The following is an 11,923-nucleotide window of genomic DNA, read 5'->3' on the forward strand; positions in this document are numbered from 1 at the left end:
CGTGATGGACTCGGGCATCGGCATGGCGGCCTCCGGTCTTGCGCAGACGGGAAACCGCCAGAATGCCAGCCTTGGCTAAGGGGGCGACATTTCTATTTGGCTCAGATACGACATTACTATTTAGCGCCAACATCAATCACACACATAATGCGTATTATGTTAAATATAATACGGATCTCCCCGGGCTCGCTCAAACTCACACGGCTGCAACAATCTCCCGTTGCAGGGAGAGCCACTAAAGCCAACCAGATCAAGCCGGCATCGCTGGGAATGTTTCTTGTCGCGAGCCCGTGAAGAATAATGTGGTGAATTAACCACTTATCAATCTGCCGCCCCGATTTGATCGTAGAGATCTCTACAACATTGAAGCGGCACCTACGACCCACTAAGCTGGGCGCATGACTGCTCTTCAATTCCCTTCCCCCTGGGTAGTGCTGGTGGTCAGCCTACCCACATCGGCCGCTACCGCGCGCATGCGCTTCTGGCGCGGCATCAAGGCGTTCGGTGCGGCTGCGTTACGTGACGGGGTCTATTTGCTGCCCGACATCGCAGGCTTGCGAGAACCGTTGCAGGCCCTGGCCACAGACGCGGCCAGCGAGGATGGCAAGGTCTGGACGCTTTCCGTCCAGGCCACCGACACACAGCAAGATACCGAGTACCGCGCGTTGTTCGATCGGGCTCCCGAATACGCAGACTGGATGGCAGAACTCTCCAGTGCTCGGGCGACGTGGGCGGAGACAGACGAAGCAGACCTCCTGCGCATGGCTCGCCGGTACGGTCGCGGATACGATGCGATCCGCAAGATTGATTACTTCCCGAATGAAGCCTCGGTCCGTGCCGAAGCACAGTGGCGCGATTTCAATGCAGCCATCGACATCATGCTTTCGCCAGGCGAACCGCAGGGCATCGCGGGCACGATTCCGAGGCGCGACCCAACCCAATACCAGGGGCGACGCTGGGCAACACGACAGCACCTCTGGGTGGACCGTGTTGCCTGTGCCTGGCTGATCCGGCGCTTTATCGACCCCCACGCCTCCTTCCTCTGGCTGGAGGACATTCGCCAATGCCCGGAGGAAGCATTGGGGTTCGACTTCGATGGCGCGACGTTCACGCATGTCGGCGACCGCGTTTCCTTCGAGGTGTTGCTCGCGAGCTTCGGGCTGGACGAGAACAAGGGACTGGCGCGCCTGGGCCAGATGGTTCACGTGCTCGACATCGGCGGCGCGCCCGTTGCGGAGGCCAGTGGTTTCGAAGCGGTACTGGCGGGCACACGCGAGCGCCTGCCCGATGACGATGCGCTGCTGGAGGAAGTCGGGGCCGTCCTCGACTCGCTTTACACGCACTTTTCCAGCTCGCGCAAACGCTAGGTCGTTGCCTGTTCCCAAGTTTCCGGACGTCTCCCACGCAAGACAACATGAACTCGCCCCAGCCACCCGCCTCCGCCTCTCCTGCAAACGAACGCCCCCGTTACACGCTGCGGCAACTGGTGATGTACTTCCTGCGACTCGGCACCCTGGGATTCGGCGGTCCGGTGGCGCTTGCCGGCTATATGCACCGGGATCTCGTCGATGCGCGGCAGTGGATTACCGATGCTGACTACAAGGAGGGGCTTGCTCTCGCGCAACTGGCGCCGGGCCCGCTCGCCGCTCAGCTCGCGATCTACCTCGGATACGTGCACTACCGCATCCTCGGTGCCACACTCGTTGGTGTCGCCTTCGTGCTGCCATCATTCCTGATGGTGCTGGCGCTCGGCTGGGCCTATGTCCGCTTCGGCGGTCTAACCTGGATGCAGTCGGTGTTCTACGGCGTGGGCGCGGCGGTGATCGGCATCATCGCAATCAGCGCCTACAAGCTCACCAGGAAGAACGTAGGCAAAGACAAGCTGCTGTGGTTCGTCTATCTGATACTCGTGGCCGTCACGGTGATCACCGAATCGGAGGTCGCGTGGCTGTTCCTCGCTGCCGGGATATTGGTCTGGTTCTGGCGTGCGCCGCCGAAATGGCTGCGGCAAGGCAAGCTCAACCCGATAGCGGCACCTCCATTGCCGGCGGCAAGCGGCATGCTGAGTACCGTGGACTGGCCGCTGCTCTCGCAAATCGGTGTGTTCTTTGCCAAGGCCGGTGCATTCGTCTTCGGCTCCGGACTTGCGATCGTGCCGTTCCTGTACGGTGGCGTGGTGACCGAACATCACTGGCTGAACGACAAGCAGTTTGTCGATGCCGTAGCGGTAGCCATGATCACGCCCGGCCCGGTTGTCATCACCGTCGGCTTTATTGGCTACCTTGTGGCGGGGCTGCCCGGTGCCTGTGTGGCGGCGGCTGCCACTTTCCTGCCGTGCTACCTGTTCACCATCCTGCCGGCGCCCTACTTCAAGAAATACGGCAAGCTGCCTGCCATCCTTGCATTCGTGGATGGGGTCACGGCAGCCGCCATCGGCGCCATTACCGGGGCAGTCATCGTGCTGGCCAAGCGCTCAATCGTGGATATCCCGACTGCATTGCTGGCGCTTGTCACCGTCGCATTGCTGCTGAGTTTCAGGAAATTGCCGGAGCCTATGATCGTCGCCGGAGCCGCCTTGATCGGACTGGTCGCCTTTCCGCTGCTGCATCACTGAAAGGCCGAACCCGAACAGGACACACGATGAACGACGAAGCGAAACCGCTGGCAAGCCCACAGGCTGCCAGGTATGCCAATGTCCGAAGCAGGTTCTCTCATGCCAAATGCCATCTCCTCCCTTGAACTTGTCGCCGCCTTGCAGACCTCCGGCTCACCGCAATTGATCGACGTCCGACGCAAGGCCGCGTTCGACGCGAGTGGGCAGATGATTGCCGGCGCCATCTGGCGCGATCCTGATGAGCCTGGCAACTGGGCTCCAAGCCTCGACGCGACCCGCCCCGTGGTCGTCTATTGCGTCCGCGGCCATGAGGTCGGCCGCAACTGCGCAGCACTGCTGGAGGCGATGGGGTTCGACGCAACGTATCTGCTCGGCGGTCTTGAAGAATGGACCGCCGGTAGTCACCCTACGATCAGCAAACCATCGCGGGCAGAACCATGAAATGAATCAGGCGTGAACCGGGCTGGGGAGCTTGCGGTAACAAAATTATGCAAATCGACGACACCAAACCAGCCCTCCCCACCCCGAACGACGAAAAACCCGCCACTTTCAACAAATCGGCGGGTTTTTCATTCCACTCATCAGCCCATCAACCCTCAGAACGCAAAATTAGCGCCCACGTTGCCGGCGCTCACGTCGGCTGGCTGGGTCTGGATCGGGCCGTTGATGCTGGTGGCTTCGATCGTGTATTTGCCGGCCGCGGTGCTGGCGGCGGTCAGCGGGATGGGCAGCGTCGTCGAATAGGTGCCGACCATTGGTGCGGCAGCCGGTAGCGCCATGCTGTAGGCCCCCGATGTCACGTTGGCGAAGGTGGTGCTGATGGTGAAGTTCTGGCCGGACGTGTTTTGTATGGCGCGGAGGCTCGCCTGGGCGCTGGCTGGCGAGACGGTGCCGGAGACCGTGCGGATCGTGGAGACAGGCAGGTCGATCGGCGCGCCCTGGGTGGATACCACGGTATTGCTGCCGGCGACCACGGGTACGCTGCGAACGATGCCGGTGGCGCGGCCCGTTGGCACGATCACCACGTCCACGTTGCCCGATGAGGTGCTTTGCTCGATCGGCGACAGCACGAAATTGCCATTGGCATCGGCGACGGTGGCCTTGACCACCACCCCGCCCCGCTCCGCGTAGACGGTAGCGCCGGCCTGGGCCGGCGTCAGTGCGCCGGACACCTTGCCGCTGACCACCACCGGTAGCGCGGTGACCACGGGCTTCAGGTTGTAGCCGCCATTGCCGCGCGGAACCACGGACTTGCAGGCGTCGAAGTCGAGGATCAGGTCGGTGAGCGTATCGGGTGCCACCGTGAACGGGCGGATGATCTTGTAGCCGCTTTGCGCAGCGCTCGGGGTGTCGAGCGCGGTTTCGGCCCCGCCGGTAGGCACCACCGAGTTCGACAGCGCGTTGCCGCTATTTGGCGACAGAACCAGGCGAATCTGCTGATAGTTGCCGGCTGGCAGTGCGGTCTGGCCGAGCGTGGCCAGCACGCCGTTTGTCAGCGACAGCAGGTCGATCCGCTGCGCCGGACTGACCGGGATATCGACCCAACCCGAGCCATTGTCGTCCGCATCCGGACTGCCGTTGACACGCACGCGATTCACGGTCACATAGACATGGTCGTAGCCACACGCCGGTGCGTCGGTCATTTGAACGCGCAGCGTGCCATTGGCCGGCCCGGGTGTAGGCGGATCATCGCCGCCACCGCCGCCGCATGCGGCCAGCAGCACGGCGCCGCCCAGGCTCAGGGCAACGCCGCCATATATGTTGTGTCGCGCCATTTTGGATACCTCTTCTGTTGTGGGTATCCGGAGCTTAGTGGCGAAGTTGTATCAGATAAGTGACACAATCGTAACCAATGTAATGCTGCCGCAACACATGCAGTTTTAGCCAATCCGCACGTCCACCAGTTCCCCTGCGGCGCCCCGTTCCCCTTTGGGATCAACGATATCGGCGATGGCCATGGTGACACTGACGCCCGAGAACAGGAACGCGACGGCAAGGGCGAAGAGGGTTGCGACTTCCATGAAGCACTCCAACTGCGTTTAGGAGTTTCCATTATATGATGCGTCGCAGCATCTGTAAATATTTTGTATGTGGTATATCACCAGAAGCCAAGAATAACGGGATATATGCTTAATCAGTCATGTTCCGTCTCTTTTCTGCATCGCTCCGCAAATTCCCGGGCTGCCCAGTCTAGAAACGCCCTCACCCGCGGCGATAGTTGCCGAGACCGCTGATACAGCAGCGAGACGGGCGCCGAGGGTGGCGGCATGTCCGTCATGACCTCCACCAGTTCGCCGTTGGCCAGTTCCCGTTCGATATGGAAGCGCGGCACCTGGGCCAGCCCCAACCCCAGCTTGATCCCGGCAAGGTAGCTTTCCGTCCCGGTCACGGTCAGGGCGGCCGGAATCGATACCGCCTGCATTTCCCCGCGTACGTTGAACTCCAGTGGCGTGACATTGCCCGTCGTCACAGATCGGATACCCACCATCTGGTGCCCGTCGAGCGATGTCAGGCTTGTTGGCGTGCCGAACCGCTCCAGGTAGGCCGGCGTGGCGCAGGTCAGCCGGTCCAGCATTGCCACTTGCCGCGCCACCAGCTCGCTATCCGGCAATTTGCCGTAGCGGAGCACGCAATCGACGCCCTCCTGCACCATATCGACCCATCGGTCGCCCTCGCTCATGGAAATCTGGATGTGTGGATGTCGGGCGAGGAAGTCCGGAAAGCCCGGCAGCAGGAAATGGCGCGCCAGCGTGCCCTGCACCTCCAGCCGCAGCAGCCCTTTCGGCACCGTGCCGTTGAAGGCGCCCTCGGCGTCCTCGATGTCGTCCAGGATGGTCAGGCAGCGCCGGTAGTAGGCCTCGCCGTCCAGCGTTGGCCGGACCACGCGTGTGGTCCGCTGCAGCAACCGCACCCCAAGCCGGCCTTCCAGGTCGTGGATGACCTTGGTCACCGTCGATCTCGGCACCTCCATGTCGTGCGCCGCCAGCGTAAAGCTGCGCCGCTCCACCACCCGCGTAAACAGTCGCATTGCGTCAAACCGGTCCACCCCATCCTCCGCCGATTGTTTCCCTGCCAGAACAAGTGCGGGCAATTCTAGACCGATTATCTATCCCCTCCAATCGCCCATAGTGCATTCAACCCGCAGCGATTGCGGTGATCCAACACCGGAGAACAACCATGAGCAACACCCAGAACAGCACCCAAGCCAAGTCCAACCAGCAGGTCGCCATCGTCACCGGCGCCTCGCGCGGCATCGGCGCCGCCATCGCCCGGCGGCTGGCGCAGGACGGCTTCACCGTCGTCGTCAACTACGCCGGCAGCGCCCGTGAGGCCGAGGCGCTGGTGGCCGAGATCGAAGCCGCTGGCGGCCGCGCGATTCCGGAACAGGCCGATGTGGCCGATCCGGCCGCCGTGGCGCGCATGTTCGGCGCCGCCGAAGCCGCGTTCGGCGGTGTGGACGTCCTGGTCAACAACGCCGGCGTCATGAAACTGGCGAAGCTGGCCGATAGCGATGACGCGCTGTTCGACAGCCAGGTCGCCATCAACCTCAAGGGCACGTTCAACACGATGCGCGAAGCGTCGCGCCGCCTGCGTAACGGCGGCCGCGTGATCAACCTGTCGTCGAGCGTGGTCGGCCTGTACCAACCCGCCTACGCGGTGTACGCCGCCACCAAGGCCGGTGTGGAAGCCATGACGCACGTGATGAGCAAGGAAATGCGCGGCCGGAACATCACGGTCAACGTGGTGGCGCCCGGCCCCACCGCCACCGCCCTGTTCCTCGACGGCAAGCCGCAGGAAGTCATCGACAACCTCGCCCGGCTCGCCCCGCTGGAGCGCCTGGGCGCGCCGGAGGACATCGCCAGTGCCGTGGCCTTCCTGGCCGGCCCCGACGGCGCATGGGTCAACGGGCAGACCCTCCGCGTCAACGGCGGCATCATCTGATTCAAGCGCGGAGTCCATCATGGCCGATGCCATCGTCAACGTCGTCAACGCGCCGTTCGGCAAGCGGCTGTTCCGCGTGCATTTCCTCCCACGCTTCCCGCCATCACACCTGCACCGAGACATTGCATCATGCCCTGATGCAGTGCTCTCCTGTCACCGCTTAATTAATGGTGCGACGTGACGCGTGCATGACCCTTGTCGCACGTGGCCAACCGAACGGCCGTACTAAGTGTCGCGATATACAGTCCTTACACTTCCTTACAGCACGCCCCGGTCAAACTGACTACCTTTGAATCGCTCCGGCAACGCCATGCCGATCCCATCCGCGATATGGTGTGACGGAGCATCAATGGGCGTGTAACGCCTCGCTGTACCGGTCCGCGTTGGTGGACCCCTCAAATGACCGGCCTGCCTGCCCGGTCTGGAAACAAGCCAGTTCCGGCGCGTAGCAACCGCCCGGGACCACGCGCATAAGAACTACCTGGGGACGACGACGTTGCGCATGCGCGCGCGCCAACACCGCGTGCGAGGCGCACTTTTGTCCGCGATTTCCGCGATGCGCTCCGGCCATCGCGGCGGGGACGCTTTTGCCCGTTTTTGGCGGGCGCTGACTATTGTTCGGAGGATGGCATGCAGAACGAGAAGCCCGACAACAAACCAACGTTGCCGACGCGCCGGCCCACCTCCCCTGCACCCCCGCCCGGCGGCAAGCTCGACGATCCCCTCGTCGCGCGCCGCGGCGGCACGCTGAGCCTGCGGCCGCTGTGGCAGATCGTGCCGCGGCTGGCCAGCTATGGGATGGTGGCCTTCATCATCTGGGTGGTCCTCTCGGTGATGTTCCCGCCCGTGTTCACGCGGTCTTCCGAGCGTGCCGTGGTGAACAGTCCCGTGAACCTCGTCACCACGCCGGTGGAAGGCATCGTGACGAAGCAGATCGTGGCCGTGGGCGGCACCTTCGCGCAGGGGCAGTCGCTGATGACGCTCCAGAATCCCAACATCGACCGCTCGCTGCTGGTGGAACTGCTCGGCAAGCAGCTCGACAACCAGAAGCGCTATGAAGCCGCCAAGGCCAAGCTCGAGGGCAACCAGGCGCGGCTGGCATCCACGGGCGACGACATCAAGCGCTACCAGTCGGCGGCGCAGCGCGAGCACGCCTCCAAGCTGCGCGGCATCGAGGCGCGCCTGAGCGTGGCCAAGCAGCAGATCGACCAGCAGACCGACCTGGTCAATCGCAACCAGGCCATGCAGTGGGCCGGGGCGGTGAGCCAGGCCTATACCGATGCGTCGCGCAACCAGCTCACCGTGCTGGCTGGCAACCGGGATGCGATCCAGGCCGAGCTGGACACCGCGCGCGGCAGCAGTGAGGCGGCGCGCGGCAAGGTATACATGTCGAGTACCGATGGCGCGCTGGGCTCGCTCGCGCAACGGCAGGAGGAGTTGCGCGCCGAGAACGTGCAGCTGGAGGCCGAGATCAAGCAGCTGGAGGAGTATGGCCAGTCGGTCGACAAGCTCGTCGCCGCCGAGCAGGAGCGCGTGGAGCGCGTCTCCAACCTCGACATCAAGGCCTATGGCGGCGGCATTGTCGAGGACGTGACCGCCCCGCCGGGCACGCGCGTGGCGGCCGGCGCCACGCTGATGCGCACCACCAACTGCGCCCAGCCGAGCGTGGTGGCCGTGTTCCCGCGCAGCCTCAGCAAGGACCTCCTGCCCGGGGCAAAGGTCAAGGTGCAGGTCGATGGCGTGGCTGTGCCGCTGTCTGGCGCCGTGGCCGAGATCCTGCCGCGCGCCCCCGATGGCGACCAGGCGCGTTACTTCGTGCCCTTCCCGCCCATCGAGAAGAACGAGATCTATCTGATTGCCAAGCTGAACAAGCCTCTTCCTGACTTGCCCGGCAGCAGCGGCAGCGGCACGGACCGCTGCGCGCTCGGCCACTGGGCCAAGGTCAGCCTCGATCGCCCGTGGTTCAAGAGCCTGATCTGAGTCCGACCGCGTTCGATTGCGTTCGACCAGATCCGGCCCTCCGCCACGTTCCCCACGCCCGCAGGAAGGAGACCTCGCCGTGCAGCGTTATTCCCTACCCTCTCCGGCGCTGACGTGCGCGGGGGCCTGCCTGATGGCCGCCGCGCTCGCCACGCCGCCCTGCGCCATGGCTGCACCCTCCGCGCCGCCCGATGCGGCCCGCCAACAATTGCGCGAGGGTGCCTGCCAGGCGCTGACCGCCCGCGTCGGCGCCTTGCCCGGCAAGGGCCCGGTCATGCTCGGCAGCTACGAGCCCGCCCCCGGTGGCGAGCCCCTGCCCGCCCCGCTGCGCCAGTCGGCCTTTGTCTATGACAACGCGCTGGCCGGCATCGCGCTGATTGCCTGCGGGCAGCCCGCCGCCGCGCGCCGGATTGCCGATGGCGTGGTGGCCGGCGTCACGCGTGACCGCCATTACCACGATGGCCGCGTGCGCAACGCCTACCGCGCCGGCGCCGTGCCCGATGGGCCGGTGCCGCTGCCGGGCTGGTGGGACGAGCCGAGCAAGAAATGGTTCGAAGACCGCTACCAGGTGGGCACGGCCACCGGCAACGTCGCCTGGGCCGCGCTGCTGCTGCTGGCGGTCTATGAATCGACGCAGGACCGCCGCTACCTGGACACCGCCGGCACGCTGATGGGCTGGATCGACAAGCAGACATTTGCCAGCGAGGCCCCGGCGGCCTTCATCGGCGGCTTTTTCGGCCATGAGCCCGCGCCGCAGCGGCAGGGCTGGAAGTCCACCGAACACAACGTCGATGCCTACGCGGCCTTCCGCTGGCTGGGTCGCTACAGCAATGACCCGCGTTGGCGCACCGGCGCGGACCGCGCCAGGCGCTTCGTGGAAGCTATGTGGCAGCCCGGCGAAGGTCGCTTCGTTATCGGCACGCGCGACGATGGCCGCACGCTCAACGGCGGCCCGTCCGCGCTCGATGCCTCGCTATGGCCGCTGATCGCCGTGCCCGAATCGGCCAACGGCTGGCGCCGCGCGCTGGACTGGACGCGCAGCCGCCATGCCGTGGGCGGCGGCTACGGCTTCAATGCCAGCCCCGATGGCGTCTGGACGGAAGGCACCGGACAGGCCGCGCTGGTCCTGCGTGCCATGGGCCGCGAGGACGAGGCCCGCCCGCTCTGGCCGCTGCTGCTGGCCCAGCGGGCGCCCTCGGGCTACCTCTACGCCACGCCCGAGCGCCGCATCCGCACTGGCCTCCAGATCGGCCCGGACAGCACCACCGACGATTTCTACTACTACCACCTGCCCCACCTCGGGGCCACCGCGTGGGCCATCCTGGCCGCGGCCGGCTGGAATCCGTTCCAGCCCGGCGGACGTCAGGCCGACACCGCCAATGTCGCCAACAAGGAGTGACGATGTTCGCCGATTTTCTCGAGAACCGGATGTTGATGGAGATCAACGCCGGCGCCTTCCTGATCGCGGTGCTGTGCCTGCGCGGCAGCCGCCATCGGGCGGCGGACCGCTGGCTGTTCGGCATCGCCGCCGGGGTGCTGCTGTCGTGCTACTACGTCTGGCGCTGCGCGCAGACCCTGCCGGACTGGCGCCTGGACTTCCCGAGCGTGTGGTCGTACGCCTTCTTCGGCTTCGAGACCCTGACGATTGCCTACACGCTGATCTCCATCGTCACGCTGACGCGCACCTCGGACCATAGCGCGGCAGCCGATGCCGGCGAGGCGGCGCTGCGCCGCAGCCCCGAGGTGCCGCAGGTGGACATCTTCATCGCCACCTACAACGAGGGGCTGGACGTGCTCGAAAAGACCATCGTCGCCGCGCTGGCCATTGACTACCCCAACTTCCGCGTCTGGGTGCTCGACGATACCCGGCGCGACTGGCTCAAGACCTTCTGCGGCACGGTTGGCGCGCGCTACGTGACCCGGCCGGACAACGCCCACGCCAAGGCCGGCAACCTCAACAACGGGCTGCAGCACAGCGCCGAGGCGGGCGGTGCGCCGTTCATCATGGTGCTGGACGCGGACTTCGCGCCGAACCGGAACATCCTGCTGCGCACCATCGGCCTGTTCGATGACCCCGTGGTCGGCGTGGTGCAGACGCCGCAGTTCTACTACAACGCCGACCCGATCCAGTACAACCTGCGCTCCACCGAATGCTGGGTGGATGAGCAGCGCGCCTTCTTCGACGTGATGCAGCCGGCCAAGGACGCCTGGGGCACCGCGTTCTGCATCGGCACCTCGTTCGTGGTGCGGCGCGACGCGCTGGCCAAGATCGGCGGATTCCCAACCGGCACGGTCACCGAGGACATCCACCTGACCTACCGCCTGATGCCGCACGGCTACATCACGCGCTGGCTCAACGAGCGGCTCAGCGTGGGCCTGTCCGCCGAGGGCCTGCCCGAGTACATCAGCCAGCGCAGCCGCTGGGGGCTGGGCACGATCCAGGTGGCGCTCACTGCCGACGGCCCCCTGCGCGGGCGCGGCTACTCGCTGCGGCAGCGGCTGCACTACATCCACGGCCTGCTCCATTGGGTCAGCCGCCCGTTCACGCTGATGCTGCTGGCCGGCCCCCTGCTCTACTGGTACTTCAACGTGCCGACGCTGTATGGCGATCCGGCCCAGTTCCTGGCCTATGGCGTACCGGCGCTGCTGCTGTACTGGGCCTACAGCATCTGGATCACTGGCTCGCGGGCGATGCCGATCTTCACCGAGGTCACCCAGATCGTGGCGGCGCTGGCGGTCACCGCCACGCTGGCCAGCGCCGTGTTCAAGCCGTTCGGGCGGCCGTTCAAGGTCACCAACAAGGGGCTGGACCGCTCGAAGCTGGTGATCCACGGCAAGTTCGCCGCGCTCTACGGCGGCATGTTCCTGCTCACCGGCATGGGGCTGGCGCGCGCCGTGGCCGCCGATGGCTCGGCGCCCGGCCTGGCCTTCAACATCGGCTGGACGCTGGTGTCGATGGTGCTGTACTTCGCCTCCCTGCTGGTGTGCTTCGAACTGCCGCGCCCCCGCAAGGAAGAGCGCTTTCCGCACCGGGAGCGCGCCGTGCTGCGGCTCTACGGCAAGGATGGCCTGGCCTACGAATTCCACGGCACCACGCGCGACCTCTCCTGCAACGGCGCGGGCCTGCTGCTCGACGGCAATGCGGCGGTCACGCGCGGCATGGCCGGCGCCGAAGGGGCGATCTGGCTGGAACCGCTGGGCTGGGTGCCCTGCCGCGTGGCGCGTGCGCGCGGCAACCTCGCCGGCGTGGCACTGCGCCCCGACACGGCCGCCCGCCACCGACTGATCCGCCTGCTGTTCAGCGAGCCCGCCCACAACATCGCAGACCGCGGCCGGCCCGGCGTGGCCATCGCCCAGCTGCTGCGACGCGCTTTTTCGGGATGACCA

At 65.4% G+C, this 11,923-nt stretch carries 11 protein-coding genes; 8 read left to right on the plus strand and 3 right to left on the minus strand.

The genetic code is table 11. The annotated features are described in order from the left end of the window. Nucleotides 1–398: 398 nt before the first annotated feature. From AB4120_RS20585 to chrE, 3 genes are all read left to right on the plus strand, one after another. A complete protein-coding gene (locus AB4120_RS20585; protein ID WP_441642770.1) occupies nucleotides 399–1,367 on the plus strand; it encodes a chromate resistance protein ChrB domain-containing protein in 969 nt (322 codons plus the stop codon). Between the two features lie 47 nt (nucleotides 1,368–1,414). Continuing rightward, on the plus strand, nucleotides 1,415–2,614 hold the full coding sequence (locus tag AB4120_RS20590; protein WP_441642771.1) for a chromate transporter: 1,200 nt from the start codon (nucleotides 1,415–1,417) through the stop codon (nucleotides 2,612–2,614). 99 nt (nucleotides 2,615–2,713) lie between these two features. Continuing rightward, nucleotides 2,714–3,055, plus strand: coding sequence for a rhodanese family chromate resistance protein ChrE (gene chrE, locus AB4120_RS20595; protein ID WP_149135944.1), 342 nt, complete (start codon nucleotides 2,714–2,716; stop codon nucleotides 3,053–3,055). A gap of 155 nt (nucleotides 3,056–3,210) precedes the next feature. On the opposite strand, the gene AB4120_RS20600 is transcribed toward chrE, so the two are convergent. The 3 genes from AB4120_RS20600 to AB4120_RS20610 form a co-directional block, all read right to left on the minus strand. After that, nucleotides 3,211–4,389: a DUF4382 domain-containing protein gene (locus AB4120_RS20600; protein WP_149135943.1), complete on the minus strand. Its 1,179-nt coding sequence runs from the start codon at nucleotides 4,387–4,389 to the stop codon at nucleotides 3,211–3,213. A gap of 105 nt (nucleotides 4,390–4,494) precedes the next feature. Then, a complete protein-coding gene (locus AB4120_RS20605) occupies nucleotides 4,495–4,635 on the minus strand; it encodes a hypothetical protein (RefSeq protein WP_186296730.1) in 141 nt (46 codons plus the stop codon). 113 nt (nucleotides 4,636–4,748) lie between these two features. After that, nucleotides 4,749–5,660: a LysR family transcriptional regulator gene (locus tag AB4120_RS20610; protein ID WP_149135942.1), complete on the minus strand. Its 912-nt coding sequence runs from the start codon at nucleotides 5,658–5,660 to the stop codon at nucleotides 4,749–4,751. A gap of 131 nt (nucleotides 5,661–5,791) precedes the next feature. Between AB4120_RS20610 and AB4120_RS20615 the strand changes: the two genes are divergently transcribed. The 5 genes from AB4120_RS20615 (at nucleotide 5,792) to AB4120_RS20635 (ending at nucleotide 11,920) form a co-directional block, all read left to right on the plus strand. After that, nucleotides 5,792–6,556 carry an SDR family oxidoreductase gene (locus tag AB4120_RS20615; RefSeq protein WP_149135941.1) on the plus strand — a complete coding sequence of 255 codons (765 nt, stop codon included), beginning with the start codon at nucleotides 5,792–5,794 and terminating at the stop codon, nucleotides 6,554–6,556. A gap of 19 nt (nucleotides 6,557–6,575) precedes the next feature. Next, the gene (locus AB4120_RS20620) at nucleotides 6,576–6,737 is read left to right on the plus strand and encodes a hypothetical protein (protein WP_187645144.1); all 162 of its coding nucleotides are present in this window, start codon (nucleotides 6,576–6,578) and stop codon (nucleotides 6,735–6,737) included. Nucleotides 6,738–7,186: 449 nt separating this feature from the next. Continuing rightward, nucleotides 7,187–8,536, plus strand: a complete 1,350-nt coding sequence (locus AB4120_RS20625; RefSeq protein ID WP_187645143.1) for an HlyD family secretion protein — start codon at nucleotides 7,187–7,189, stop codon at nucleotides 8,534–8,536. Nucleotides 8,537–8,669: 133 nt separating this feature from the next. Next, nucleotides 8,670–9,935, plus strand: coding sequence for a hypothetical protein (locus tag AB4120_RS20630; protein ID WP_441642809.1), 1,266 nt, complete (start codon nucleotides 8,670–8,672; stop codon nucleotides 9,933–9,935). A gap of 2 nt (nucleotides 9,936–9,937) precedes the next feature. Then, nucleotides 9,938–11,920, plus strand: coding sequence for a glycosyltransferase family 2 protein (locus tag AB4120_RS20635; protein ID WP_441642772.1), 1,983 nt, complete (start codon nucleotides 9,938–9,940; stop codon nucleotides 11,918–11,920). Nucleotides 11,921–11,923: the final 3 nt, after the last annotated feature.

The sequence above is a fragment of the Cupriavidus sp. 2KB_3 genome, from assembly GCF_052115685.1.
Classification (GTDB): Bacteria; Pseudomonadota; Gammaproteobacteria; order Burkholderiales; family Burkholderiaceae; genus Cupriavidus; species Cupriavidus campinensis.

Excerpts from the sequence above, each read along its gene's own strand:
- AB4120_RS20585 (WP_441642770.1), top strand. The coding sequence starts at position 399 with ATGACTGCTCTTCAATTCCCTTCCCCCTGGGTAGTGCTGGTGGTCAGC.
- AB4120_RS20590 (WP_441642771.1), top strand. The coding sequence starts at position 1,415 with ATGAACTCGCCCCAGCCACCCGCCTCCGCCTCTCCTGCAAACGAACGC.
- chrE (WP_149135944.1), top strand. The coding sequence starts at position 2,714 with ATGCCAAATGCCATCTCCTCCCTTGAACTTGTCGCCGCCTTGCAGACC.
- AB4120_RS20600 (WP_149135943.1), bottom strand. The coding sequence starts at position 4,389 with ATGGCGCGACACAACATATATGGCGGCGTTGCCCTGAGCCTGGGCGGC.
- AB4120_RS20605 (WP_186296730.1), bottom strand. The coding sequence starts at position 4,635 with ATGGAAGTCGCAACCCTCTTCGCCCTTGCCGTCGCGTTCCTGTTCTCG.
- AB4120_RS20615 (WP_149135941.1), top strand. The coding sequence starts at position 5,792 with ATGAGCAACACCCAGAACAGCACCCAAGCCAAGTCCAACCAGCAGGTC.
- AB4120_RS20620 (WP_187645144.1), top strand. The coding sequence starts at position 6,576 with ATGGCCGATGCCATCGTCAACGTCGTCAACGCGCCGTTCGGCAAGCGG.
- AB4120_RS20625 (WP_187645143.1), top strand. The coding sequence starts at position 7,187 with ATGCAGAACGAGAAGCCCGACAACAAACCAACGTTGCCGACGCGCCGG.
- AB4120_RS20630 (WP_441642809.1), top strand. The coding sequence starts at position 8,670 with ATGGCCGCCGCGCTCGCCACGCCGCCCTGCGCCATGGCTGCACCCTCC.
- AB4120_RS20635 (WP_441642772.1), top strand. The coding sequence starts at position 9,938 with ATGTTCGCCGATTTTCTCGAGAACCGGATGTTGATGGAGATCAACGCC.